19 protein-coding genes and 2 tRNA genes are annotated in these 25,913 nt (G+C 47.9%); 7 read left to right on the top strand and 14 right to left on the bottom strand.

Annotated features, from left to right (window positions below):
* The first annotated feature begins 5 nt into the window (after nucleotides 1-5).
* The 3 genes from ABWV76_RS11545 (at nucleotide 6) to ABWV76_RS11535 (ending at nucleotide 1,242) form a co-directional block, all read left to right on the top strand.
* Nucleotides 6-959: a DMT family transporter gene (locus tag ABWV76_RS11545; protein ID WP_020412546.1), complete on the top strand. Its 954-nt coding sequence runs from the start codon at nucleotides 6-8 to the stop codon at nucleotides 957-959.
* Nucleotides 960-1,051: 92 nt separating this feature from the next.
* Nucleotides 1,052-1,128 (top strand) — tRNA-Met (locus tag ABWV76_RS11540).
* 39 nt (nucleotides 1,129-1,167) lie between these two features.
* A tRNA-Gln gene (locus tag ABWV76_RS11535) sits at nucleotides 1,168-1,242 on the top strand.
* A 106-nt stretch (nucleotides 1,243-1,348) separates the two neighbouring features.
* Here ABWV76_RS11535 and ABWV76_RS11530 read toward each other — a convergent pair.
* From ABWV76_RS11530 to ABWV76_RS11510, 5 genes are all read right to left on the bottom strand, one after another.
* Entirely contained in the window at nucleotides 1,349-2,422 is a 1,074-nt protein-coding gene (locus ABWV76_RS11530; RefSeq protein WP_353376012.1) for a sulfite exporter TauE/SafE family protein, read from the bottom strand.
* A 152-nt stretch (nucleotides 2,423-2,574) separates the two neighbouring features.
* Entirely contained in the window at nucleotides 2,575-3,282 is a 708-nt protein-coding gene (locus ABWV76_RS11525) for a SapC family protein (RefSeq protein WP_020412544.1), read from the bottom strand.
* A 418-nt stretch (nucleotides 3,283-3,700) separates the two neighbouring features.
* Entirely contained in the window at nucleotides 3,701-5,077 is a 1,377-nt protein-coding gene (locus tag ABWV76_RS11520; RefSeq protein ID WP_353376011.1) for a S41 family peptidase, read from the bottom strand.
* Between the two features lie 141 nt (nucleotides 5,078-5,218).
* Nucleotides 5,219-6,025 carry an alpha/beta fold hydrolase gene (locus ABWV76_RS11515; protein WP_353376010.1) on the bottom strand — a complete coding sequence of 269 codons (807 nt, stop codon included), beginning with the start codon at nucleotides 6,023-6,025 and terminating at the stop codon, nucleotides 5,219-5,221.
* 50 nt (nucleotides 6,026-6,075) lie between these two features.
* Complete coding sequence (locus ABWV76_RS11510) at nucleotides 6,076-7,257, bottom strand: MFS transporter (RefSeq protein ID WP_020412541.1); 1,182 nt, start codon at nucleotides 7,255-7,257, stop codon at nucleotides 6,076-6,078.
* 404 nt (nucleotides 7,258-7,661) lie between these two features.
* Here ABWV76_RS11510 and ABWV76_RS11505 point away from each other — a divergent pair, with 404 nt between their 5' ends.
* Nucleotides 7,662-8,681 (top strand): Vgb family protein, encoded by a 1,020-nt coding sequence (locus tag ABWV76_RS11505; protein ID WP_353376009.1) that lies wholly within the window; start codon nucleotides 7,662-7,664, stop codon nucleotides 8,679-8,681.
* 153 nt (nucleotides 8,682-8,834) lie between these two features.
* The gene (locus tag ABWV76_RS11500) at nucleotides 8,835-9,314 is read left to right on the top strand and encodes a hypothetical protein (RefSeq protein ID WP_353376008.1); all 480 of its coding nucleotides are present in this window, start codon (nucleotides 8,835-8,837) and stop codon (nucleotides 9,312-9,314) included.
* Nucleotides 9,315-9,532: 218 nt separating this feature from the next.
* Here the strand turns inward: ABWV76_RS11500 and ABWV76_RS11495 are convergent, their stop codons facing one another.
* Together ABWV76_RS11495 and ABWV76_RS11490 are read right to left on the bottom strand one after the other, a co-directional pair.
* The gene (locus ABWV76_RS11495; RefSeq protein ID WP_020412538.1) at nucleotides 9,533-9,931 is read right to left on the bottom strand and encodes a hypothetical protein; all 399 of its coding nucleotides are present in this window, start codon (nucleotides 9,929-9,931) and stop codon (nucleotides 9,533-9,535) included.
* Nucleotides 9,932-9,973: 42 nt separating this feature from the next.
* A complete protein-coding gene (locus tag ABWV76_RS11490; protein WP_282952610.1) occupies nucleotides 9,974-10,723 on the bottom strand; it encodes a zinc metalloprotease in 750 nt (249 codons plus the stop codon).
* Between the two features lie 28 nt (nucleotides 10,724-10,751).
* On the opposite strand from ABWV76_RS11490, the gene ABWV76_RS11485 reads away from it, so the two are divergent.
* Nucleotides 10,752-10,976 carry a hypothetical protein gene (locus ABWV76_RS11485; RefSeq protein WP_211214911.1) on the top strand — a complete coding sequence of 75 codons (225 nt, stop codon included), beginning with the start codon at nucleotides 10,752-10,754 and terminating at the stop codon, nucleotides 10,974-10,976.
* Between the two features lie 1,500 nt (nucleotides 10,977-12,476).
* The gene (gene csrA / locus ABWV76_RS11480; RefSeq protein ID WP_020412536.1) at nucleotides 12,477-12,641 is read left to right on the top strand and encodes a carbon storage regulator CsrA; all 165 of its coding nucleotides are present in this window, start codon (nucleotides 12,477-12,479) and stop codon (nucleotides 12,639-12,641) included.
* 1,371 nt (nucleotides 12,642-14,012) lie between these two features.
* On the opposite strand, the gene ABWV76_RS11475 is transcribed toward csrA, so the two are convergent.
* From ABWV76_RS11475 to zwf, 7 genes are all read right to left on the bottom strand, one after another.
* Nucleotides 14,013-14,408 carry an SMI1/KNR4 family protein gene (locus ABWV76_RS11475; protein ID WP_020412535.1) on the bottom strand — a complete coding sequence of 132 codons (396 nt, stop codon included), beginning with the start codon at nucleotides 14,406-14,408 and terminating at the stop codon, nucleotides 14,013-14,015.
* Nucleotides 14,405-19,324, bottom strand: a complete 4,920-nt coding sequence (locus ABWV76_RS11470; protein WP_353376007.1) for an RHS repeat-associated core domain-containing protein — start codon at nucleotides 19,322-19,324, stop codon at nucleotides 14,405-14,407. The genes ABWV76_RS11475 and ABWV76_RS11470 overlap by 4 nt, the downstream gene beginning before the upstream one ends.
* An 847-nt stretch (nucleotides 19,325-20,171) precedes the next feature.
* Nucleotides 20,172-21,608: a pyruvate kinase gene (pyk, locus tag ABWV76_RS11465; RefSeq protein ID WP_020412533.1), complete on the bottom strand. Its 1,437-nt coding sequence runs from the start codon at nucleotides 21,606-21,608 to the stop codon at nucleotides 20,172-20,174.
* Between the two features lie 153 nt (nucleotides 21,609-21,761).
* Complete coding sequence (gene gap, locus ABWV76_RS11460) at nucleotides 21,762-22,796, bottom strand: type I glyceraldehyde-3-phosphate dehydrogenase (RefSeq protein ID WP_020412532.1); 1,035 nt, start codon at nucleotides 22,794-22,796, stop codon at nucleotides 21,762-21,764.
* A 187-nt stretch (nucleotides 22,797-22,983) separates the two neighbouring features.
* A complete protein-coding gene (locus ABWV76_RS11455) occupies nucleotides 22,984-23,613 on the bottom strand; it encodes a bifunctional 4-hydroxy-2-oxoglutarate aldolase/2-dehydro-3-deoxy-phosphogluconate aldolase (RefSeq protein WP_353376006.1) in 630 nt (209 codons plus the stop codon).
* Nucleotides 23,614-23,633: 20 nt separating this feature from the next.
* Nucleotides 23,634-24,344 carry a 6-phosphogluconolactonase gene (gene pgl, locus ABWV76_RS11450; RefSeq protein WP_020412530.1) on the bottom strand — a complete coding sequence of 237 codons (711 nt, stop codon included), beginning with the start codon at nucleotides 24,342-24,344 and terminating at the stop codon, nucleotides 23,634-23,636.
* A 60-nt stretch (nucleotides 24,345-24,404) separates the two neighbouring features.
* Nucleotides 24,405-25,865 carry a glucose-6-phosphate dehydrogenase gene (gene zwf, locus ABWV76_RS11445; RefSeq protein ID WP_353376005.1) on the bottom strand — a complete coding sequence of 487 codons (1,461 nt, stop codon included), beginning with the start codon at nucleotides 25,863-25,865 and terminating at the stop codon, nucleotides 24,405-24,407.
* Nucleotides 25,866-25,913 lie beyond the last annotated feature (48 nt).

The raw sequence follows: 25,913 nt of genomic DNA, 5'->3' as shown, positions 1-25,913 counted from the left end.
AAGCAATGGCGCAATCAAACTGGAAAGTGGGCCTGCCCCTGACCCTGGTCACCATATTTATGTGGGCGACGCTGCCCATCGCCCTCAAAGGGCTCCTCGGGCATATCAGCCCTGGTACCGCCACCTGGTATCGCTTTGCCGGTGCAGCTCTGCTCGCAGGGCTCTATTACGGCCAGGCGCGCGCACTAAACTTGCGACCACTATTTAGCCGCATACTCCTGCCATTCACACTGCTGGCTGTAATCGGCCTCCTGGTAAACTATCTCGCCTATGCCAGCGGGCTGAATTACATCACCCCTGGTGCCGCTCAGATGGTTATCCAATTGGCGCCCCTGCTTCTGCTTATCTCCAGCGTGCTCTGGCTGGGGGAAAGTTTTTCCCTTCGCCAATGGGGTGGTGTAGCTCTGGTGGTGATCGGCCTGCTACTGTTTTTCAACCAGCGCCTGGAAGAACTCACCAGTGGTGCGGGTGGAGACTATCTGCTCGGGCTTGGTTATATCCTGATTGCCGCTGTCACCTGGGCTGTGTACGGTTTCTTCCAGAAGAAAATCTTGAGCAGGGCAACACCTCAGGACCTACTGGTAGTGATTTATATCGCAGGCACCCTGTGCTTCCTGCCAATGGCCGATCCAATGAAGGTTTCCCACCTCGGCTGGCTGGAGTGGGCCCTGCTCGCCTTCCTTACTGCAAACACCCTGATCGCATACGGCGCCTTCAGTAAAGCCCTGGCAAATTGGGAGGCATCCAGTGTCAGCGCTACCTTGTCATTAGTGCCAGTGATCACCCTGTTGCTCAGTACGCTGATCAGTAGTATCTGGCCGGACTATATTGCTGTTGAGCCTCTGAACTGGATCAGCTGGGCTGGCGCCGTTGCCGTAGTAGCGGGTTCGGCATTTGCCGCTATCAGTTCCGGGCGCCACCCCAGCAAGCCCCTGGGTTCAGATAAAAAAAATCGCTAACTAACTGAAAAGAATACAAAAAAGGTGTTGACACACCCAGCCCATCGATTAATAATGCGCGCCCTCGGTAAGGCCGAGGCAACAAAAGAAATGGCAAGGTAGCTCAGCCGGTTAGAGCGCAGCACTCATAATGCTGAGGTCGGGAGTTCGAGTCTCCCCCTTGCTACCATTTCAAACCACAGAGACTATTCTTTGTGGGTCTTGAAACTGGGGCGTAGCCAAGCGGTAAGGCAGCGGGTTTTGATCCCGTCATGCGAAGGTTCGAATCCTTCCGCCCCAGCCATCTTCCAAAATTTATTCTTCAGGCCCAGTCCAGGGCAGCAATCCAAAAACTAGCGTGCTGATTTCAGAGTACAGCTCCATTCGCCTCTATCTAGCTAGAACAGTAACTACTTAAGACCCTGTACAAGCACCGGGTCGGTATCCACTGAACCACGCTCACCCACCAGATCCTGACAGCCAGCCGATAACTGCCTGTTCTGTTCCCGGCGCAACCCCAGAGCCCGCAAACACTCAAAACCCGCCAGGCAGATCAGTAATGCCAACAGCACCAGCCAACCACCATAACCGCGCATAGCCTCTTCCTCAGACATACAGGTCCACCCAAGCTGTACCACACACAGGAAGGCCACAATCAGAAGCGTGGGCTTGCGCCCAATCAGGCCAACCACAAAGACACCCAGGGGGGCGCCCAGAGCCACCACCGGCGCCGCTGCCAGCCAATTGCCAAATACACCCGGCTGCCAGTCTCCGACCAAAGACTTCACCAGTACCCCGAGCACAGAGCAAAACGCCATAATCACTACCGAAGTAGGGATAGCCACCTTGAGGTCTACGCGACTCAACAGCACCAGAGCTGCATAGACCAACATATCCACACCCACACCAGTGACTGCCACAACACTGAAACCTGCAAAGGCCCCCAATAACAAGCCCACCCGAAAATCTGTTGGGCACTGAGGGTCGCCCGCATGCTCACAGTCGGTGATCTCGCTAAGTCGGTACAAGTGAAATATTCCGAAACTGCCCCAAAGCACGGCGAAAGACAGTTTTACCCACAGCTCGGGAATCAGTGGTGCAAACAGCAGAATTCCTGCGGGTGTTGTCAGGAGTGCCCCCAATAGGGCTCCGCGCAACATGGACCATGCCAATTGCTGCTGCCGGCAAAGAATGAAGAGGCTCGCACTGACCATACCAATGGATTGCACAGCAAAGCTGAAATCACGACCGTGGCTGGCCGGCATATCAAACAGCAGCACCAAGACAGGAAACCCCACGGTACCGCCACCCATCGGCGTAGAGCCAGCCGCATAACTGCCAATCGCCATGGCCAATGCCATAGACCAGTTTTCCAGGGCCAATGTCAGATTGTCCCCTTGGACAATCAGAAACAGCCACACCCCGTAGAAAACCGCCAACCAGGCAAACCAGTAGCGGAGGGAAAGCCGCGCTAGGTATTTCATCTTATTATTCGCGAGCTAAAACGTCAGAGGGCGCTAATAGTGGTACGACAAGGAGAAGGGATCAAGGCGGGATACAGAATGCTGATAACTACATCCCGAAAATCTGACGACTATAGGCCGCCCGACAACCACAGCTGCCGGGCGGAACAGGATCAGTTCAGACGCTTCCGGCGAATCAGGCTTTGAACCTGCATGGAGGACATCATAGAAGCGTAGATAGCCGGCAAAGCACCGCGCTTACGCAACTCAAGGAAGTCCTCATCAGACAGATTGTTCAGCTTCTCCTCATCAACCACGAAGAAACCAGTCAGATCGTAAGGCTTATCATCTTCGCTCACACGCAAAGTCAGTTTTTTCTGGGTCAACAGGTCTTTAGACACCAGGAACTCAATAAACGACTCGGTAACCGCTACACGCTGGGCAGTTTCAATCACTGCCTGGGCACGGTTTTTCAGGTAGTCAGTCTGCTCACCTTCACCATCAAACAACGGCTCACCTTCAGACTCACTCAGCATATTGGAATCTTCATCGATACAGAGAACCGCCTGATCGGCATTTTCCGGATTTTTCACCAGCACGAACGGGTAGGTGCGAACCTGCAAAGGAACATAGCTGCCATTCCAACCTTCAGAGCCGGAGAACAGGTTCTCCCCCGGACGCAGACCAGTTAAGGCAACCACTTTAAACTGCTCAGTATTCTGATCTTTCACAAACAGGATCGGGTAGCTCTGGGCCGCCTGAACAATCTCTTGAACTACCAAAGGCAGAATGTGGTTGCCGCTGACATGGTCAAAAGTAATGTCTTGGGTGAGTTTCAGGTTGGCATGTGCCTTTTTATCCAAAGCTTTAATCTGTGCCATAAGTACAACTCCTAGCTACTTTTATAGTTACTTAATTTTCAGAGATACCCTAACGTACCACTTTATCGGCGCACTAACGATGACAAACGCTTTCCCGCCGTCGCCGGAAACCAAAGCCAGCATTAAACAGGTAAGCGAGCCAACAGGCAAACAAAGCCTGTTGTAAATGCCTTAAAGCAAAAACTAATCGATTATAGGGACAGTTTTCAAGACAGCAGTGCCAATAGTGGCTTTAGACCCCCATAGAAACGGCAAATAACCAATAATGGCACCTTCTGATAAAAGCCCCTGTTGCAGGCACCCTCAAAATCTATGACGCACAGTATCCACAACAGCAAGGGGCTCCCTTAAATACATGGGAGGAACCTGACCGTCGAACGGAATCGATAATCGCGAACCAGCTCATATCAGGGAGGAATTAAAGCTTAACCCTAAGCTCGTTCAGCGCTCTCTCGAGCACTTCGTCCTTATCAGAGCGCACCGTATTCAGCGTACTCTCAACCAGGATATCCGGCTTAATACCATAGCCAACAAACTCCCTGCCATCGGGGAAGGTATCCCGCTTGGTACACACCCTGAAAGTACCACCTCCTGGGAGGTCTACGAACATAGGTTGCCCCGTGCTGCCATAAGTTGGTTCACCCACAGTAGTAAAATGTTCGAGAGAATCTGCATATACCAGGAAGTCCTCAGCTGCTGAAACGGTATTTCGGCCGATCAACACATAGGTTGGCACTATGTGGTTACTATCCAATTTGGGCTCAACTATATCCCCGGAGTCTTCACCAAACTCCCATATAGTGCCTTCTGCATAGGGGCGATACTTCTCAAATTGCTCGAACTGATTGGCAAATGATCCCCAAGCTTTATAAGCCGCAATATGTTTGGGGGTTTTCCAAACAGAACCCTGTAAAATACGATCAGCCAAGTAAGAGATTATCTCTCCGGCATAAGCAGAGTTACCTCCATTATTAAAGCGCAGATCAATAATCAACCCTTTGGACTTAACAATCTCATCGTAGTGAGATTTAAACTGATCAATAATCGCTTGATCGTGAAAACCATTTAGAGCTATATAGCCGATGTCACTTTCCAGCCATTTAAACTCAAAAAGTTCACCATTGGAGGCAGGCTGCTTAATAGACGTATATTCAACCTCCCTACCACGCGCATCCCGTTTAACCTGAACCTCTTTCACTTTGCCGTCTGGAGTCTCAATAGTGAATTCTGCCGTGGTATCCGGTTTACCATCCAAGGCATCCCGAACCGCAGTACTCCAGAGAATATGCTGGGTCGAGCTGGCAATATAAGGCATTACCTGCTCCTTTAAATAGGCTTGAAGATCCTGCCCATTTACCGAAACGACAACAGAGCCCAGTGGAATCACGGACTCCACCCCCTTCTCGACCCCCGTAACTATTGCTTGATGGCCAGCTTCGGCCAAGCGAACAGCAGGCCAATCCAGGTACTTGGCTGACATACCTTTAGGGTAATAAATATTGGTATGGCCATCTTGCAGGAGTGCATTAAGCCGCTTTAGCTCACGATAATACTCATAAGTGTTTTCTGTAGCCAAAACCCGCGGAATAAATTCCTGATACCTTGCATCAAAGTCCAGTTCAGGAACCTGATCGAAGAAAGCGAAGTTATAGCTAACCTCTTTCCAGTAGAGAGATAAACCATACAGTTTTTCTGCATCGGATAAATTTTCTGTTACCTCATTAACGTTATCTGCGTATACAGAGCTGGTGGCGGCAACAGCAATTGAAAAGGCCAGAGCAATCTTTTTAAGCACAATAAAAACCCTAAATTTATTAGGGCTCCCATTTTATATATTTAGAAAAGTGGGTAAATGTAGACTAACTTAACAAGGCGACAATTTGTCGAAACCAGTGGTATGAAATGACCTTATCTGTCTCCTATTTATCCTAATCCGTTATTTATAACCTCTGGAAATCAGCGCTAGTACTTCTTTCACCACCATTTCGGGCTCATCATTTTGAGGATAGTGATAGCTCTTCTCAGTCAAAACAGCTTTACCCCGTGGAAACGCTTTGGCCCAATTTGAATGCAACTCCCCCCACCTATCCCGGGCCTCATCAGTAAAGAAAAGAAGAGGAGGGTTGTCATACTTTTTAATGGAGGCAATTACTGTGACGGGTATATCGGGGATTTGTGGATAATCAGGTAAAGGGCGTTTAGACCAAAAGTCCAGGTACTGATTCGACATGCCGTTCCTCATATCATCCAGTTTTACCTGAGCAATTTGCTCTTCGGCCAACTCCAAATTCAGCGATCGCATAATATCCACATCATGCTCGGAAGAAGGCTCTATCAGCATCAACGCTGCCATTCTTTCAGGATACCGTGCGGCAAAAGTTCGGGCTACATGAGCACCATAGGAGTGCGCAATATAAGTAACTTTCTCTTTAACCCCTAAAGCCGCCAATAAAGCCCTGGCTCCTTGAGCATAATCCTCAGAGCTAAAATGCTTCTTAATGGCCGTTGATTTTCCGTTGCCCACACGAGAATAACGTATTACTCGTGCATGCTTCGCCAAGTCATCATAGATGGAATCCCAATCCTGCATCCCGGCCGAACCCCCGGCTTCGAGAAACAAGGTGGCCTCACCAGAGCCTTTGATCTCATATTCAATATGATATTCACCAACAGAGATTGTCTCTGAATTTACAAATGTACTTAGCGGCAGAGTAAATATCATTATTAAGAGAGCTACACGCATATAGAATTCCTATTTATTAAAATTCCCGACCTAGAATTAGTAGGGAGCTGCTAAGTTGCAGCCACCCCCTGCCCCAGGCGCGCTTCATTGCCTGGTCCAGGTTGCTCCGGCACTAGTTGGGCCAAACCAAGAGAGACCAGAGCCATCAAAGATCCGGCAAAGAACACCATAGCAGGAGAGGTCAGCCAGAGCAGGCCGAATAGAACCGGAATAATAACCGCTGCAACGTGATTAATAGTGAAACTAACACCCGCAGATGCGGCGATATCACGCTCATCCACAATCTTTTGGAAGTAAGTTTTGATTGCAATGGCCATAGAGAAGAACAGATGATCAATAATATAGAGCGCCGCAGCTACTATCGCACTCTCCACTAAAGCATAACCGGCAAAAACCAGTATCAAACCGATATATTCCAAAGTAAGGATACGGCGCTCTCCAAACCTTACGATAAACTGACCGATTTTTGGCGCGATATATAAATTGAGCAGGTGGTTTACTGTATAGAGCGCAGCAATTTCGCCAACACTATAACCAAATTTTTCCACCATTAGAAAACCGGCAAAGACAATAAAGATTTGTCGTCGCGCGCCGCTCATCATCGTTAACGCATAATAAAGCCAGTAGCGCTTACGTAGCACTAATTGCTTGCGCTGACTATGGGGTTGAGGAAACTGCGGGAAAAGTACCCAGGCAGCCAAAGCAATAAGAACAGTGACGCCACCGCCGATCATATAAACCCACGAGTAGTCTAAACCGGCAAAGTCCATCAGACACCAAACCAGACCATAGGCTAGAAGCGCTGCAAATGAACCTGCAGCGGCCATACGCCCCATCCAGATTGCCGAAGTCTTCTTTGGAAACCACTGCAAAGCCAGAGAGGTTTGCAGGGTTTCATAGAAATGAAAGCCGATCGACATCAATAATGTCGTGAGTAATAAACCTGTGAGAGATGGAAAAAAACCGGTCAGCATCACGCCAATCCCGGTCGCTACAAGTGAGAGAAGTGCTAAGCGCTGCTCCCGGATAAGTAGCAATACAAATATCACTGTAAACGCCAGGAACCCGGGTATTTCCCTGACACTCTGTAACAGGCCAATATCAGCTCCGGTAAATGAAGCCTTGGCTATCACAAAGTTATTAAGGAGAGTATTCCAGACAGAAAAAGACAGTGGCATTGAGGCTGCAAGGACTAACAGCAGAATTTCCGGTCGACGGAGGCGTTGTAACATGGCGGGACTCCTACAATAAGGGCAGCAATATACGCTATACCACGTTGACGTGTAAATTGAGGGTAATATGACTGCCAGGTACCGAAAAACCGCCTGTTAATTCTACTCAGCTGTAAAGACAAGACTCCTCTCAATTGAGCCCCACAAACTCAACAAGAACTCGCCAAATGGAACTCTGGAACTTTAGTCTCTCCTCGTGAATATAATTGGGTGTACCGATTATATTCCTGACATCTAACTGGCTGTTTGAAACCGCTCTTCTGCGAAATATCGATTTTGTAAACCTTTATAAATAAGCACCAATTATCACCTATGCTTTGACCAGGACTCAGCTCACATATATTTCCATGCTAGGGTATAAACACATAAATTCTCCTTGACGGCTTAATCATTGGAACTGGCATATGAATATCTACCCAAAACTTCATACGCTGTCACTAAAAATCGCTATCTGCGCCATTTATTTCTTATCTACTCCATTAACTTCTGAGGCACAAGAAAATAAACTGCCAGACGGGCTCAAGTTAAACGAGTGGAAAGTACCCTGGCAGGGGCTGCCCAGAGACCCCCATGTGGATAACAAACAGCAAGTTTGGTTCTGTGGGCAGGCCGGCAACTATATCGGTCGATTTACTCCATCCGATCAGCAATTTAAAAAATTCGAGGTTCCTGAAGGAACACACCCTCATAATCTGATAGTGGATAAACAGGGTATGATCTGGTATGCAGGCAACCGCAATGCTCACATTGGGCGTATGGATGCAGAGACAGGTAAAATCACTCAATACGCAATGCCTAAAGGCGTAAATGATCCACATACACTGGTTTTCAACCATGATGGCAACATCTGGTTTACAGCCCAGCAGAGCAACCGCATAGGCATATTGGATGTCAATAGTGGAGAAGTGAAAATAGCCACACCTCAAACGGCCAACGCACGTCCTTACGGAATCAAGGTAGATTCACAAAATCGCCCCTGGGTTGCCCTATTTGGTACGAATAAATTAGCTTGGGTAGACCCTAAAACCATGGCGGTAAACGAAATCTCAATTCCCCGGCCGAACGCTCGGCCTCGTAGGCTGGAAATCGATACCTCCAACAATATCTGGTATGTAGACTATCCAGAGGGCTATCTTGGCAGATATAAGCCCAGCACAAAAGAATTCAAGGAGTGGAAGCTCCCCACTGAAAACCCTCGCCCCTACGGAACCGCAATGGATAACAAAGGCCGGCTATGGGTAGCAGATACCGGCGATATTCCTAACATCATCTTTGCTTTTGATATAGAAACACAAAAATTTGTCAGCCAAACTACCGTACCCAGTGGAGGAAACATTCGATATATGTATTTCGACAACAAAGATGGAAGCTTTTGGTTTGGTGTCGATGCTGGGTTCTTGGATCAGGGAATACCAAAAAACTGAGCCAGTTCTAAGTTTAAAAAATATTAACCCCTTAACCAAGGGACCCTCTGTTGGTCAAAATAATTTTTTGAAAGTAGTTAAGCTCAAACTTTACTACCCTATCCAGTTATTTTATCTTCTTTCCAAATATAAAAATCACACAAGGAGATAAACATGCCAAACAATCCCATAGGAAACAAAATTTATCCAACTGGAGGAGCCTCGCCTTTAGTAGACGTTCTTATGAATAGAGGATCCGAAGGGGGAAACCCAATATATATTCACTACACAAGTCAAGCTGGATTTAATCGGATCTTAATGATAGACAAATTTATTAAAGGAACCCCAGACAGGACACGCCGGGGTCTGTCTGCTAAAACTGGAGTTTATTTAACGCCTTCAACACAGTGCTTTAGCCCAAGCGATGCCCACACCCTTCTTTTTTTCTCAGAAGATAGATATAAAAATAGTGCCACTCATATGTTTATTTTTATATTCAAGCAAGGCGTTGAACTTGAGGATTATGCCGTTAGCTCCAGCAGCCCATATCGAGAACTAATTTATAGGGGAGATGTTGATTTTCGTGCAAACGGAAATGCAAAAATGCTGTACGGTGGAAGAAATCGATTTATTGATGGGAACCCCTGGAATTGAATCTACCAAAAAAATCATAAGCTCCGAGAATATCTCTCGATACAGGGCCAGCTTTCCGAACCTTATCGAGGGATTACTTTTCAACGGCTTGCAACCTTTGATTTAAGAATTACTAATCATCATAAAAGGTTTCCGTGAATTAATTAAGGAGACACTAAAATTTTATTTAAATCTTAACTACACAAAAAGTAAACATCAAAAAGTAAACATGCAGGTGCCTACTCTGGTGGAGGTTGCCAATTGATCACAGCGGGATAGGCCTTATTCTCGCATAACCAAATCACTGCTCGAACCCCAGGCCTAAGTCCTGCTTGTGGATCAGTCACTTTTCCCCAGTCACTCGCCAGAAACTCTTTCCCTTGTAGGCGGAACTGCCCTAAAAGTGCTTTCCAGCTAGGCATTGTCAGCACTAATGATTCTTTAGTGTCGTAATCAGTGGAAATCCATACCTTAATACTGTTTCCTTCACGCACCAATTTTGTCACCTCTCCCTGCCAGGAAGTCAACTGATTTCTATCACAAGTGACATAACCTGGCACAGCGAGCCTCTGGGCAGTTACCTTAGACGTACTCACCAATATCAAGGCACATAGGATAAATAATCGGATGCTGTTCATAATTGTCAGTGTATCGGGGGGAATAATCCCCCCGAAAAATTATTATAGGCCGCGATAGGTACTGCTTTGCTCATCAGCGCGAGTGGCCTGCCCCTCTGTAAATTCGTACATGCAGCTATCGTCCGTGTAATCCATAAAATTTGTAATCGGATCAAGACCGGCTGCGTTGCGTCCCCTTGTACAGGAATCCCTGCCTACTGGGCACCCATAAGCCGGTGACCTTTCTGCAGGAGTATCAGAGACATAATCCCCATTTCCACCACAGCCGCCCTGGAAGGTATGATACAAACCTAACCAGTGGCCAACCTCGTGTGTAAGGGTATCGCCCTCATTGTAAGGCGCAGCATCGCCGCCAGGCACAGAACCGGTTAAAATAACTACCCCATCATCCAGTGGATCTGAGGAATAGCTACTTGGGAAAGTTGCCCACCCAAGTAGGCCACCACCGATATCAGCCACATAGATATTCAGGTCTCCCGCATCACCAACACGCAATGAGCTTTTCATAGCGCGCTCTGCGGAGGAACCATAACCAACGTTATACCAAGAATTATTGGCCGTTACTGAAGTTGAAACCAGATTAAAAGTAAATGGTGTACTCGCATAAGCATCATTAAGCACCGCCATTTGCGAATTAATTACATTGCTGGGTAGCGAACCATTATTTGCGTTATCAGTAATAACATGAAAGTACACATCAATAGTTACAGAGCCAGCTGGACGTAGTGTATGACCTCCACTGCTTATATTACGAGACTGTCCACGCAGCGCAGTAAAATGCTGCTCTTTCAAAGCAGCCTCCTGAACAGAAGGATGATTAGTGCCACAACGTTTAAATTTAGCATTGTCATTAGCACGCTCAATCGAAGAATCACTCTCAGCAAAACCGACAGCAGGTGATATTAGCAAACACAAAGATAATGCAGCTTTTATTGAAGTTGAAAGATTAGCTTTTCTCATAACCGGAACCTTAATTTTTTTTATTAAATTGATAACCCCAGACAGCCCGATCACCTTCCACTCTCAAACCAACTCATGTCAATAGTACCAAATCTCAAAAGCGTGATAATGACATCAATTTCTTTTATAGGGCGGCAAGTTCGACATAAAAAACCAATCCCCCATAAAGCGGGAAAAAACCCAACCAACAAAGGAAAATAAAAAATACACCAATGACAGGAAAAATAGTTTCAAGAGAAATTATTTTCAAAGCAAAAATAAGGGACCTATTAAAATCGGCAAGCTATACCCAAAACAAATACAACCCTTGAACACAACACAAAATATTTAAACAACCATAGATATAAGAGCCACCGCAACTCCAACAAAAAGAGCAATTAAAAGGTGGGGCCAAATTCCAAACAAACAAAAATCTCAGCAATTATCATCACCTGCCCCTTTGCCGTATTTCTCGGCTCTACACCAATTAACCTTTTTTATTGATATAAATGCTATTGAAATTGGCATATATTCGAAAACCCAGATATGCATTATCATTAGTGCGGCTTTAATTTTAATCGTGAATCACAGCTTATTAATGACAACCACAGAGATAACCAGAGTAAAATTCAAGATGTACGCTACTCCGGAAGAATACTAAGAAAGTGGTCTCAGCCAGAAGGATACATCTGAACTAGCAATGCAGGAGCTAGAGAGAGACCATAATGCTCATCGTAATTTAACAGAAAATACTTACTCCTTTGCTGCCTTTGTATTGCCATTCATATTGGCTTTTCCTTCCATAATTGCCACCATTTCCTGGATTCGCCGTAGCCAGACCTGGTCATACTGACCTACCGTACAGGCAACAACAATTTGCGTGGCTTATTTATGAGTTAGTCTTTTAGTGATGTATGGAATGGCAAGTTATTTAATTATTGCCTGGACCGCTTAATATATTATTGGACCTGAAAGGTTTAGCAGTTATTTAGGCCATCACTTACACAGCCAACAATCCTAGGGCCGTTCAGCTTGTTGTGCTGGAGCGGTAGCGAGTTTTAGAAATTTTCTAATCGAGAGACGACATGAATAAAAATAGGCGCCCAAATAATCTTATTCAATTTTATTAAGTTTTTTTCAGCATCAAAACTACGTAAAATCAATAGAATTTGATCAGCAATATGGGCCGTACTCGAACAAGCCTCTATGAGTTCATACCCCCAAATAACTAAAGATAACTAAAGATACCTAAGATCTTTTTAAATGACACATTTTCTCTAAGGAGAACGTTAGCGTGAAGTAAGTACAGATAAAAGGCGCTGACCCAAGGTGCTACCAACACCAGGGGCCAGCTAACCAAATTGATAACCTACCTATCAAAGTGGCTATATGCATAGTACGCTAGAAACCTGCTCGTCTTCAATAAAGGCGAACACATTCAGTAGCTTGGAGCGATTTTCCAAGCTCTGGGAGCGTAGCGTCCGCCTTTTCTTATTTCACGCCTACCGTTCTCGTGCCCCACCCTTCCTTTCCTGCCAGCATTACTTTCCAAGCCTTCTCATCCCGGAAGGTCTACCCATGGTTAGAGTTTAAATAGGAAACGAATATGTTGATCTTGAAGCGCAGGACCGGCGAAAACCTAAGGATTGGGGCTAATGTCTCAATCACAGTATTGGAGATTAGAGGTAACCAAGTGAAGATAGGAATACAAGCTCCCAAATCTTTACCTGTTCATCGCGAGGAAATTTACAAGCGTATCCAAAAAAACTAGAACTGACCAATAGAAACCGTTTAATAAAAGAGTCTGCCAATAGGAAATGCTCAACCCAGACCGGATAACACTAAGCTATTCTAAGTTGATTATAGTTTTTGCATACTCTCTCTAAATATTACTAGAGTTCAACCATCAGGGAGCAGGACTGGACTACACCTTCACCAAATGAAGCTGAACATTATCCAGTCTTTTGTCCAACACTATGATCCTGGTACCTTTTAGGGGTGGAATCGAAACTGCTAAATTTGTTTAGCCTTCAGTATGTTTTACAATACTACTCAGAATTCTTATAGTCCAGCTGCCTCTGGTTTATACCCTCTTTCCGAGCTACCACTAAAGATGCATATAGGTCGCATCTCACAATTGCCCCCTTTACGTTATAACTTTATTAAGCCTTAAACTCAAAAAAATGAGCACACATTAAATATATTTTTTCCAGAATCTGGATTGGCAACACTAACAGCACTTTTTTTATTTTAACTACCCTACCATGTTAATAGATATGAGGTTTTAGAAGAATAAAAAATAGTTAACCTAAAGATTTTGAGAAAGCACCACCCAAATAAACCTCCATTATGATCCTATATAAAAAATTCCAGCTTAAAGAATAATATTAAATTGCTCAATCTTCTAGAATTTGAGCAAAAAACGTCATGGATGGAGAATAATCTAAACTGCATCTATCAAACTCTCAAAATACTGATTCACTTTTTTACGCCCATGAAAATACTCTCACCAAATCATAAATTCTCAAAAACCTCCGTAACCAGCATACATAGACTCAAAAATTTCACTTTCTTTATGTGCTCGACACAACCTCAATTCTGAGAATCTATTTTCCTAACAATAAAGCCAATTCCGTTTATCCAGTTCAATTCGCCTTCAGCAACCAAAACATCTCCTATTTTCGAGAAGAGCTACCAATCTCTGTAGCTTTTTATTCAAGGCTACTTCCCATCAATTGGAGATTCGGATACAACTTCAACTCCTCCAATATCCCAAGGAATCTGCATAAAAATTTTTGATTTATTCTGACCTCGCAAGTAAGGTACCTCTGATAACCTGTCAGCCCTTCATAGGGGAGGTATGCGTTTTTTGCGCGCCTGGAGAGGCATGGCTAGGAAAGGGCAATGGCGTCTGGCGTGGAGCTTGCACAGACTCCCGCCAAGCTACGCAGACTGTCAGCTCTTGTTCGAAGCTAAAACGAAAGCAAGGCGACAGCGCGTCATTTTTACCTGCGTAGGGCCTAGCGTCGAAGGTTGAGGGCGGACGCTCCTCCCAATCAATGGGTGTCCCGAATTACGTTTCTCTATCCTTACAATCATTGGGTGTCCCAAAATCGGCATGAATCGTACCTAATTTAATAAACTAACTTTCTGCCAACAATCCCCCAGCAGAAAGCCATTCAAACAGACTGTTCCCCAGTATCTCCATATCGTCCTCATCCATGCTTCCTTGATCAACTGAATACACCTTTCCATTTGACAGGCTAATTAAGATAGAAAGCCCTCCACTATCATCTCCAATAGCAAGATATCCTGGGGCATATTCGAACACCTCAAAAGTTTCGTTTCTCTCTACGAGATCTTCAGACCTATAAATAGTAAGACCATTACCAAGCGCAAATCCATCTGTCCTCCTCATTAGCGCCACATAATCATCAGGAAGTTTAATTTTCAAGTCATCTTCCAGTTTTTGAAGTTGCGTTTCAGACACACCAGAACCAAAAGATTCAAAATCATCTAGAGCATCTAGGTCTATCATTCAAAAGCTCCTAAAGAATCAAAATATTTATAACTGTCTTTAATTGCTTTTTGTGCCGTTTTTTCAGGCACTCCAGCATCAATCATCTCTCTATATCCGGTGCTGAACTCTTCACCAATAGAAGTTGAGTATGGATCTACACCATCTACTTTCATCGTTCTGCGACGTGCTCGCTGAGATGCAGATATTTTCGCATGTGGTTTGCCTGATGCCGATTCTAAAAGAACAGCAGGTGCATCATTTCTGTTGTAGCCTTCGACATTTTTTTGAGCCCATTTATCTTGTACTGGGTGATGCGACTGTACGAAATTATCATTTTTAGTGTTTTTATAGCCTTCAGCTCTATTTTTTCCTGGACTTAGGCGCCCATGCTGATCAACATCATTCGTAGAGTAGCCGTTAGGGTTATTTCCACAATCCTTAGCTTTTAGGCCATACGGGTCAATAAATATTATTGGGTTAGGCACATACTGATAATTATTAACCCCCCCCAACAACCCAATCGGATCCTGCTGAGTAAACTCCCCAACCTGTGGATCATAATACCTAAACCGGTTGTAGTGCAGCCCGGTCTCTTCATCGAAGTACTGCCCCTGGAAGCGGATTGGCTGCTCTATCTGATTTTCATGGGCCAGGGCAATATTGCCATAGCTCTTGTAGGTAACGCTCCAGACCACTTCACCTTCCTGACTGGTCAAGGTATCAGGCGTTCCCAGGTGATCCAGATGGTAGTGATAGACCTGCTCTTTATCTTGCTGACTTTCCTTTAAAGCAACCGGTTTAAAGGTGCCCGGTTCGAAGTAATAGGTGCGGGTACTGAGATCCTGTTTGGTTTGGTTGTCCGTTTTGCTTTCCTGCAGGAGAACATCGCTATCCCAGAGGAAGTCGGTTAGTTCGCTGTTCGTGACTTTGCCAATACGACGGCCCAGGGGGTCGTATTGGTAGTGGATCACCTGTTGGAACTGTTCTGTGCCCTTTTCTACCTTGAGCTTTTCTACACGTACCAGCTGCTGGCGGCTGTTGTAGTGGTAGCGGGTTTGCAGTTTTTGCCCTTTACCGCGTAGTTCGGCAATGCGGTTGCCGTGGATATCGTAGCGGTAGTGGGTATCACCGCGGAAGGCTAAACGGTTGCCTTTGACCTGGGTGGCACTGGCCTGCTGTTTGGCTTCGTCTTTTGAGTTGCCGGCCGCGAGAATATTGTGTGCGGGGTCGTGCACAAAATATTCAGGGTTGGGGCCGTCTACCTGGGTCAGGCGATCCAGGGCGTCGTAGTGGTAGCTGCGGGTTCCGCGCAGGCTGTCTTCGATTTTGGCGATCTGGCCGGCTTTGTTGTACTGGTAACTGCGCTCCAGAATTGAGCTTGTGTCCTGGGTGGGATCGGACACCGGGCTCTGGTTTGCATTGCCGCTTTTGCCCAGGCGCAGCTTGTGCAGGCGGCCTTGTGGATCGTAGTCTCTCTGGCTTTCCAGTCCGTTGCCGTGTTGGCGCTGGCTTTCCCTGCCCTGTTCGTCGTGACTGATACTGGTAATCAGCTGATCGGTATCGCTGCCTAAGGGGCGGCGGTGCAGGCTTTGGAATTGACCGGCGGGGTTAAAAGCAAAGTTAAGTACCTCGCCATCGGGTAGTGTGGTGGCGATACGGTTGCCGGCGGCATCGTACTGGTGGCTCAGTTTATCTTTGCCCTGCCAGTCGGTGGTAACGCGGCCATTGGCATCGTATTCCCAGCGCAGTTTGCGGTGGGTATTTTCTGCTTCGATAAGTTGTCCGCTGCGATTGTAGCGGAAGTTGGTGATTCCGTCCGGGGTGGTTTCTTCCAATAGGCGGCCGAAGGGGTCGCGCTCGAAGATGGTGTCGATGCCTTTGCCGCTGTCTGTGTCGGTTACGGCTCTGGAGCTTACCAGATGGCCGGCGCGGTTATAGGCGTAGCGGGTAACGCGGCCATCGAAGCCAACTTCTTCAATCAGGCGTTCATTGAGGTCGTATTTAAGTTGGTAGCGCTCGCCATTTTCATTGGCTAGGCCAATTAAGTTGCGTTCGCCATCATAGTGATATTCCAGGCGGCTGCCGTCCGGGTTGGTACGGGTCTTAACCTGGCTGAGGCCGTCGTAAGCGTAGCAGGTACTGCGGCCTTCAGAGTCAATGACTTCGGCAAGCAATCCTTGGGGGTTATAGCTGTATTGAGTCCGGGCACCGTCTGGGGTGGTCACCGCATGGATACGGTCCTGGGCATCGTATTCATAGCGGGTTATCTGGCCCGGAGCATGCTGCACTTCAGCCAGGCGACGAGCACCGTCGTAGCGGTAGTGCTGGGCGCGGCCCATGGGATCTTTGATCGCGGCAAGATTGCCTTCGGGGTTCCAAAGGTAGCGGGTGGTATTGCCGAGAGGGTCGGTAACGCTGCCGATTAAGCCAACAGGGTTATAGCCGTATTGGGTGCTGTTGCCGAGGGGGTCTTTGCTGGCAACGATCTGGCCATTTTCGTTGTATTCCCGTTGCCAGCTATTACCGGCGGGGTCGGTAACTTTTGCGGGCAGGCCTTCACCGTTGTATTCGATACGGTGGTTGTTGCCGGCGGCATCGGTCTTTTGTATCAGGCGACCCTGATTATCGTACTGGTAAATTTCTTCGCGCAGGCTGCCATCGTCGCTGGGCAGCTGTACCCGGGTGACCTGACCCAGGTCGTTGTAGCTATAGAGAGTCTCTGCACCTTCCGGATCGCGGTGATAGATTGGTAGGGCACGGTCATTAAAGCGGTAGCGCTCTTTACCGCCGCGGGTGTCGGTAACGGTAACGCCCTTGCCATCATCATCCCAGGCAAACTGGTAATTGTAAGTATCCTGCCCATCGATAGGATCGCCCCACTGGCGCACACAGCGGGCGGAGGGGCCTTCGGCATCCCATTCAAAGTGGAAGCGGTAGCCGGTTTTTAGGGTGCGCTGCTTAATGACGTGCTGATGGTACTGGTACTGCTCGCTGTGTCCGTCGGCGTCGATGGCTTTGATCAGGTCCCCTTCACCACTGTACTCATAATTTGCGAGTACTTTAATACGGCCGTCGCGGGTTTCTTTTTTCAGCTCACCAATACGCTGGCTGTTTGGCTGCCCTGGCGGCGGGCTGATATGCAGGGCTTCACCGATGCTGCTTTCGATACAGATCAGACGTTCGTCGACATAGTGGAACAGGTAATAATTGCCGTAGCCATCGCGGATTTCTGCAAGCTTGAGGGAGCCTTTATCTCCGGTGGCTTTAAAGTGTTTTTGTACACCTTTGGGGGCACCGTAAGGAGTCACTATCCAGTGATCGTCATTAATGCGGGTGAGGCTTAACTGCTCCACTACGTTGTGACTGCGGCCGCTGTCTCCTGGAGCAGGCAGACTGATCACCCTGCCTTCGGCATCGTGGAACTGCACTGCTTTACCCGGGCGCCACACCAGCTTTTCACCCAGGGTGTGGGTCCAGCCGTGGCCCAGGCCGAAGTCTTTGGAATTACTGCTGCGGTAGGTGCGCGCCACGGTGAGTGGCAGTGGACCATCCAGTACGGCATCGACCAAAGTAAGGCGTTCTTCACCCGTTTTTAAGTTAATAGGTTCGCCGCCTTCGCAAGCCTTGCCATTACATTGGGAGCTATCTCCGTTATGGTTTTTCCCGGTATGGCTATTGGTTTTATCCGCTTCGCTGGATTGGCTGGTCTTACTGCTATCGCTAGCCTGAGAATTATTGCTGTTATTACCAGAGCTATTTCCGCTTTGGTTACTGTTATTAGCACCAGAGCTGCTGGAGCTGCCACTGGAGCTCGAACTGCTCGAAGAGGGGCCATTCGAATTGGATGGGGCGGCTGCATCGGAAGAGCTCAGGTCGGAAAAGCTGGCTCCATTACCCTTGGCATTACCACCTCGCTTTTTGGAAAGCAGATTACGTTGCTTTTTCAGCTTGGCGAAGTCGAGCATCAAATCGCCAATACCGCGGAAAGCCTTCAGCAGACGGGCATTTTTAACCAGGGATGCCACAGCACCGGCACCACCTGTGACTGCAGCCAAGACGATAGTAAGAATAATCTCGAATGCACCACCACCGGCCATCTCGGTGATTTCGAGGCTGTGCTGGGCTTTTACATAATCCTGAGCAAAACGGAAAATCGTATCGCGTAGTGCCGGCTCGTCATAAATCACCTGGGCCACTTCGAGGGCCAGCTCCAGCTGCTGCTTGGTGATCTTGGATGGATCAAAGCCAAGCACATCAACGGCTTCCCGATGCACTGCAGAGAGGTACTCTTTGCCGGATTCCTCGAAGCTCTTATCGTACAAAAGGTAGTTTGCTGTTGCCGTGCTGAGTTCCCTGGCCTGGCGCATGGGATTAACTAGCGCAGCTACTTCCATCACGTCCTTGCCCCAAACCGCCAGGCCCCAAGCGGCATTGCCTAAGCCGGTAGCACCGCGATCAATATAGGCACCCACTTTCTCTAAGGTGGAGCGCTGCTCGTGACGCTGTTGGATCAGCGCTGCCTCAGCTCGTTCTTGGGCAATAATCTGCTGCAGCCCCATGCGAATCTTGGCAATCAACTCTGACTGCTTATCAGCAAGCGCCGTGGCTGCAAACGGGGCTTCTTCAATAATCAGGCGATTTTGGATCAGGGCCAGGTAAATTTCCTGTTCTCGACTGGAAAGATGGCCGGGCGCTTCACTCAGTGGCCCTAAGAAGACAGTGCCCGCCTGGCTTGATTGAATACTGACACTCAGCGCATTACAGGAGATACCATTCATGCCAAAGAAGTGTTCGTGAATCTCCTGGATTACAGCATCATCAAACATGGACAACAGCTGGCTGGCATTGACCTTCAGGGGAATGCCCATCTGGTATGCCCAACCAACTCTGACCATATAACGAACGCCTTGCCTGTTCTCGACACTTAGCTGCATGGATAATCCTTCAAACGCCGTAAGCCCGCTGTGCGCCAGCCTCTAGTTATCATTTCCTGACCCAATAAATCGTCTTGATTTATTTTTGGTCTCGGCATTGGGAATACCAACTCAAAGAGCCGGATTCACCTTTGACTTGCTCAATTTGCAATCAAAAACCCTGTTTTCCGCACGGTTGAATACCCCTAGAAAACATATTGAATTAGGGTAATCGCAATTTGTGAAATCTTAAATAGTGAAAATCACCGCCTTTCTGGCTTATGGAAATTCTACTCGCCAATAGTTCTAATTCACCGGCACTAGGATGAGGTGAGGCCAAAGCTACTGGCAGGAGATACCTGAAATTGCGACCTGTTGAAGCAGGTTACCGCAAATAGGCTGGTTGGGATAGATAAGTGTTATTACACGAATAAGACAAACCAAGGAGTCAGTTTAACACCCAGGGAAAAAAGAAATAATCAAATAAAATAGTTTAATTGTTTTATTTCGGAGTTAACAACCGTAGATAATTTACAGAAAGAGCTCTATTGGAAAATATAATTCAGCAGCAAAGCCCTGCCGCAGAATTACCCATACACAAGATAAGTAGCCCTGAAAATGCTGTGGTTTTTTAATAGGCAATAAACATATTTATTTGCCTAGAACAGCAAAAAATCAATAAATAAGGAAACAATATGGAACTGTAGTCTTATATTTTTGCGCAAATAACAACCAAAATATAAGAAAAGAATAAAAAAGCGCAGGAAAATTTTTTGAGGTCACAGCCATTAAATTACATCAACAACTGCTGCACCATCACCAGCCCTCTTGGGTTCAGGGCAGGTGATGGCTTACACCGAATAATTGGTTACTCGATCTCTTTAATACGCATGGAGCTGGTATGCCCACCTACATTCAAGCGTTCACCTTGTGTGATCAAGACTCTCTGCCCTTTCTGTAGGTCAATACGCGAACTGAGCACTTCAATAATGGACTCGGTAAGATGCCCCAGTGGAACCGCCGCCGGATCAAAGCTGATGGGCTCAACACCACGTAACAATACCAATTGGCGCGCAACATTCGGGTGTCGTGTCATTGCATAAATAGGTAGGCGAGTATTGGCCCGTGACATCATCCGTGGTGTACGCCCTGATTCTGTCAGGGCAGCCACGGCACAGAGGTTCTCCACTCGAGAGGCGACATCAATCGCAGCCTGGGCAATGACCGTGTCAATACGGTCGGAGGCACCATGCTCCTCAGGGGTGTATGGGACACTGCCAAGATACTGTTCAGCACCCACAATCACCTCACTCATGGATTCCACTGCCGCCACCGGGTAATCACCCGCAGCGGTCTCAGCAGAGAGCATCACAGCATCTGTACCATCCAACACTGCATTGGCAACATCCATCACTTCTGCGCGGGTGGGTGTCGGGCTGGTGATCATGGACTCCATCATTTGAGTCGCAGTAATCACGCCACGATTGAGCGCATTAGCGCGATTGATCAATTTCTTTTGTACACCCACCAGGGCCGGATCGCCAATCTCAACCCCGAGATCGCCTCGAGCGACCATGATGGCATCGGATGCAAGAATCAATGCATCCATCTCCGCATTGTCAGCAACTGCCTCAGCGCGCTCTACCTTGGCCACTATCGCTGCTTGGCTGCCAGCTGCCTGCATAGCCTTGCGAGCAGTTTCCAGATCTTCCGCACAGCGAGGGAAACTCACCGCGAGAAAATCTACCGCTAGCTCAGCGGCCAGCTCAATATCCCGGTAATCTTTCTCTGTCAAAGCCGGTGCGGAAAGGCCACCCCCAAGAAGATTGATGCCTTTGTTGTTAGATAACTTGCCGCCTTGCAATACCCGACAATAAAGCTTACTCGGTGTGGTACCAGTTACTTCAAGGCGGATCTTGCCATCGTCCAGAAGTAGGATATTGCCAGACTCACAATCACTAATCAGGCTAGGGTAATCAACTCCAACACGGTGCTCATCACCACCTTCGGGGGGACAGTCGAGATCCAAAGTAAATTCGTCATTATTTTCCAGGTCAACGCTACCGTTGGCAAAGCGCGCTATGCGTATTTTGGGTCCCTGCAAATCCCCCAGCACAGCCACAGTTTTACCCTGTGCTGTAGCGGCTTCGCGCACCTCTTCCACCCTGCGGCGGTGGTCTTCGGCGGAGCCGTGGGAAAAATTCAGGCGCACAATATTAACCCCGGCACGAATCATCTCCTCGATTACGTGGGGTTTGTCTGTGCCGGGTCCCAGGGTGGCGACAATTTTTGTATGGCGAATCATATGGTCCCGTCAGCTATTCAGTTTGAAAAAAGTTCTTTGGACTGGCCAACCTTATTCCCTGATGGTTTTTACCAGCCCTTAAAGTACAAGACGAATTTATAGGTTATCCCGCACCTATATTCCGGCACTAAGCCGGCGTTCCGCTCAATCGAATCAGGCCGACTCGGCCACAGGCAAGTCCAATTGCAGTGCCGCAGCCATGGCCAAACTGGTATCCAGCATACGATGGGAGAAGCCCCACTCGTTGTCATACCAGGCCATCACTTTCACCAAATTGCCATTTACACGAGTGTGATTGGCATCGAAGTGGCTGGAAGCACTGGTGTGATTAAAGTCTACCGATACCAGTGGCTGGTCACAGTAAGTCAAAACGCCATTACTGGCTTCCGCTGCCTGCTGCATAATACGATTGATCTCCTCGACCGTAGTGTCGCGACCGGCAATAAACTGGCAGTCCACCAGGGAAACATTGCTTACCGGAACCCTTACAGCCATACCGTCCAGGCGCCCTTTCAATTCAGGTAGCACCAGGCCAACAGCGGCGGCTGCACCGGTCTTGGTAGGAATCATATTGTCAGCTGCAGCCCTCGCCCGATAAATATCAGCGTGGACAGCATCCTGGGTGTTCTGGTCATTGGTATAGGCGTGTACCGTAGTCATTACGCCGCGCTCTATACCGAGCTCGCGGTGCAACGCCTGGGCCACTGGCGCCAGACAGTTAGTAGTGCAGGATGCATTGGAAACCACGCGGTGATCTGCGGTCAGGTTGGCGTCATTAACTCCGTAAACAACAGTGAGGTCAGCATCCTTTGACGGCGCAGAGATGAGCACCGCAGAGGCGCCTGCTTCGAGGTGTGCAGAAGCGGAGGCTTTATCGGTGAAGCGGCCAGTACACTCCAGCACCAAATCCACTCCGAGTTTTTTCCAGGGCAACTTGGCCGGATCTCGCTCCTGGCACACCTGCACTCGATCACCACCAACTACCAGTGCATCACCATCTACTTTCACATCCGTGCCAAAGCGGCCGTGGATGGTATCAAATCGGGTCAGGTGCGCATTGGATGCCACCGGGGCGAGGTCGTTAATCGCAACCAGTTGAATACGATCACTATAATCGGACTCGTAGATGGCTCGGGTGACGTTGCGGCCGATACGGCCGTAACCATTGATGGCAATTTTAATTTTCATCTGGCTTTACCCTGTTTATTAGCTTCTGGTTTTCCATGCTGCACCCATCAACGGATGCACCTTACCGAACGTTTGTGACAATTAACTCGGAAATGTAACAAGCCATCCATAACTTGCTGGACGATCACTCCTGCGAATAAAAAAATCATTTCTTCAGGAGCTAGCACCAGTCCAGGTCAGTGCTAGGTCAAGACTTCAATGTCGCAGCCTGCTTTGACAGGCGGGTAATCTCAGCCCAGTTCTTCTCGCGTACCAGGCTACTGGATGCCATCCAGGACCCCCCCACACAAACCACATTATTCAGGGCCAGATAGTCCGCTGCATTATCCGGGCTAACTCCTCCGGTTGGGCAGAATCGGACTTCAGCCAGTGGCCCCGCGAGAGATTTCAACATGGGCACACCGCCGGCGGCCTGGGCCGGGAAAAATTTCTGGTACCTATAGCCGCGTTCAAAAAGGCGCATTACCTCGGATGCACTGGCTGCGCCAGGCAACAACGGCACATCGCTACCATCAGCCGCAGCCAGCAATTGCTCTGTAGCTCCGGGGCTAACCATAAAACCGGCTCCGGCATCAGTGGATCGACGCAGGTCATCGCTATTTAATACAGTACCTGTACCCACATGTGCCTCTGGTAAATGCTTGGCAATTTGCTCCACAGCACCAAGCGCAGCCTCTGTGCGCAAAGTCACCTCAAGAACATTCAAACCACCTTCAAGCAGTGCCGTAGCCAAAGGTAGAGCATCTTCAACCTGTTCTATAACCAGCACTGGGACAACGCCAGCAGCCTGCAAAATGTCGGCGATATTCTTCTGCATCAATCAATTCCAATCGTTCGTTAAGGTGCCCAATAGACAGTGACTGGTTTCAGCCCCTGTTTGAGGATACTGCGCACCGGCATTTCCATCTCATCACTGCCTAGTAAAGCCTCACGATAAACTTTGAGTTTTTCTTCACCAGTAATTAGCAGTTTGATATTTTTAGCCTGTAAAATTGCACTCAAAGTCAATGTCATGCGCTCGGTATTTGTACCGGTAACCTCACTCTGCTTAGCGGTAATTGCACTGCATAATTTTTCAGAATCTGGACTCAAAGCATCCTCAAGACCTTGTGCATGGGGAAATAGTGAGGCGGTATGACCATCACTACCCATTCCCAGAATGCAAATATCGAAAGGGCGCCACAGCTCGGCATAAGCGCGCTCGCAATCAGCCTCACCCTGAGCAGCAGTGGCATGTAGATTCTTCATGCCCAACAAAGTGGCTTCCGCCGCATTATTTTGAATTAAACTGTTTTCAATAAATGCTTGGTTACTACCACTGTGGGATTTATCTACCCAGCGTTCATCTACCAGGGCGGCGGTTATCTTTGACCAGGGCAAAGGGCGCTTGGAAAGCTCCCGATAAACCGGTTCAGGAGTACTACCACCAGAAACCAGAAATGTGGCCTGCCCTCGATCTTTTATACCTTTTTGCAGCTCACTGGCGCAGTCGTGAACCAGTGCCTGCACCAGGCGTTCTCGATCTGAGTAAAATTTTTCTTCAGCCATGGAGATTTCCATTTTTTAGAGGAGACATGCCCGCATTTAGCCAGTCATACCCCATAATCATTACTTGGCGTTAAACCAGTGACGGCCACTACGGGCCAGTAATTCACTAGATTCCTTCGGACCCCAGCTACCAGCGATATAATCTTTTGGCTGGTTATTAGTCTCTCGCCAGTGTTCAATAATTGGATCGACCCAAGCCCAGGCTGCTGCCACTTCATCACGGTGAATAAACAGAGCCGAATTATTCGCCGCTGCATCCAGCATCAAACGTTTGTAGGCATCGCTGTGGAAGCTGTCGTAAGTATCCGAAAGAGTTAAATTCAGTTCCGCTGGCTGTAGTTCAGTAGTAAGGCTGTCCATTTTCTTGGCCATTAGCACCAACTTGATGCTCTCTTCGGGCTGCAGGCGAATAACCAGGCGATTGGGAATAACTTTGCCGGCGCTTTCGTCATAGACGTGGTGGGATACGTTTTTGTACTGCACCACAATTTCTGCACAACGTTTTTCCATACGCTTGCCAGTCCGCAAATAGAAAGGCACGCCAGCCCAACGCCAACTATCGATATGCGCCTGGATTGCGACAAATGTTTCCGTGGAACTGACACCGCCTTCCAGTTCATCCAGATATCCAGGCACTTGCTGTCCATCAATGTCACCAGCTATGTACTGTCCACGAACTACATTTTTGTCCACTTCCAATCCGGTAAGTGGGCGCAAGGCTTCCAGCACTTTAATTTTTTCCGCACGGATATTTTTTGCGGACATGGTATTAGGCGATTCCATTGCAATCAGGCACAACAACTGCAACAGGTGGTTTTGCACCATATCGCGTAAGGCTCCGGTTTCGTCATAAAAACCGGCGCGACCTTCGAGACCAACGGTTTCAGAAATACTGATCTGGATATGATCAATGCTCTTGGCATCCCACAAGTGCTCAAACAGTACATTGCTGAAACGCAACGCCAGCAGGTTTTGTACAGTTTCCTTACCCAGGTAGTGGTCAATGCGGAAAATATTATTTTCCGGGAAGTAACTGGCAATCTTGCTATTAATTTCGTCAGAGGTCTGCGCGTTATAACCCAAGGGTTTCTCAACAACTACTCGGGAGTTTTTGCTAATCAATCCCTTGATAGAGAGATTTTCACAGCAGGGACCAAATACCGCAGGAGGAATTGCCAGGTAAAAAATACGTACCCGTTCGGGATCTGTACCGAGAATATCTGCCAGATGCTCCCACTGCTCATTGGGAACAGCGATGTCCAATGCTATTGGACGCAGCAATTGGCTAAAGCCATCCCAACTGGAATCACTGTACTCACCTTCACGCAAGTACTGCTTTAGCGCTTGGTGAGCAGTCGTTAAATATTGATCGGCATCTTCCCGGCGGCGACATACGGGAAGAACACGGCAACCATCCACCAGGCTGCCCTCCCTGTATGCGCGGTACAGGGCTGGTATTAACTTGCGCAACGCAAGATCGCCACCGCCACCAAACAACACCATATCAAAAGGGTTAAGCATAAATTTCGCTCTAAGCTCGTATTTCTGCAGTGCCAATAAGCACCGCGT

Source organism: Microbulbifer sp. NBRC 101763 (assembly GCF_040371615.1).
Lineage (GTDB): Bacteria > Pseudomonadota > Gammaproteobacteria > Pseudomonadales > Cellvibrionaceae > Microbulbifer > Microbulbifer variabilis.
This window is presented reverse-complemented; position numbering and strand designations above follow the sequence as displayed.

Excerpts from the sequence above, each read along its gene's own strand:
- ABWV76_RS11475 (WP_020412535.1), bottom strand. The coding sequence starts at position 14,408 with ATGATAGACCTAGATGCTCTAGATGATTTTGAATCTTTTGGTTCTGGT.
- ABWV76_RS11510 (WP_020412541.1), bottom strand. The coding sequence starts at position 7,257 with ATGTTACAACGCCTCCGTCGACCGGAAATTCTGCTGTTAGTCCTTGCA.
- ABWV76_RS11505 (WP_353376009.1), top strand. The coding sequence starts at position 7,662 with ATGAATATCTACCCAAAACTTCATACGCTGTCACTAAAAATCGCTATC.
- pyk (WP_020412533.1), bottom strand. The coding sequence starts at position 21,608 with ATGATTCGCCATACAAAAATTGTCGCCACCCTGGGACCCGGCACAGAC.
- ABWV76_RS11515 (WP_353376010.1), bottom strand. The coding sequence starts at position 6,025 with ATGCGTGTAGCTCTCTTAATAATGATATTTACTCTGCCGCTAAGTACA.
- ABWV76_RS11500 (WP_353376008.1), top strand. The coding sequence starts at position 8,835 with ATGCCAAACAATCCCATAGGAAACAAAATTTATCCAACTGGAGGAGCC.
- ABWV76_RS11470 (WP_353376007.1), bottom strand. The coding sequence starts at position 19,324 with ATGCAGCTAAGTGTCGAGAACAGGCAAGGCGTTCGTTATATGGTCAGA.
- ABWV76_RS11455 (WP_353376006.1), bottom strand. The coding sequence starts at position 23,613 with ATGCAGAAGAATATCGCCGACATTTTGCAGGCTGCTGGCGTTGTCCCA.
- ABWV76_RS11530 (WP_353376012.1), bottom strand. The coding sequence starts at position 2,422 with ATGAAATACCTAGCGCGGCTTTCCCTCCGCTACTGGTTTGCCTGGTTG.
- ABWV76_RS11525 (WP_020412544.1), bottom strand. The coding sequence starts at position 3,282 with ATGGCACAGATTAAAGCTTTGGATAAAAAGGCACATGCCAACCTGAAA.
- ABWV76_RS11545 (WP_020412546.1), top strand. The coding sequence starts at position 6 with ATGGCGCAATCAAACTGGAAAGTGGGCCTGCCCCTGACCCTGGTCACC.
- zwf (WP_353376005.1), bottom strand. The coding sequence starts at position 25,865 with ATGCTTAACCCTTTTGATATGGTGTTGTTTGGTGGCGGTGGCGATCTT.
- ABWV76_RS11495 (WP_020412538.1), bottom strand. The coding sequence starts at position 9,931 with ATGAACAGCATCCGATTATTTATCCTATGTGCCTTGATATTGGTGAGT.
- pgl (WP_020412530.1), bottom strand. The coding sequence starts at position 24,344 with ATGGCTGAAGAAAAATTTTACTCAGATCGAGAACGCCTGGTGCAGGCA.
- csrA (WP_020412536.1), top strand. The coding sequence starts at position 12,477 with ATGTTGATCTTGAAGCGCAGGACCGGCGAAAACCTAAGGATTGGGGCT.
- gap (WP_020412532.1), bottom strand. The coding sequence starts at position 22,796 with ATGAAAATTAAAATTGCCATCAATGGTTACGGCCGTATCGGCCGCAAC.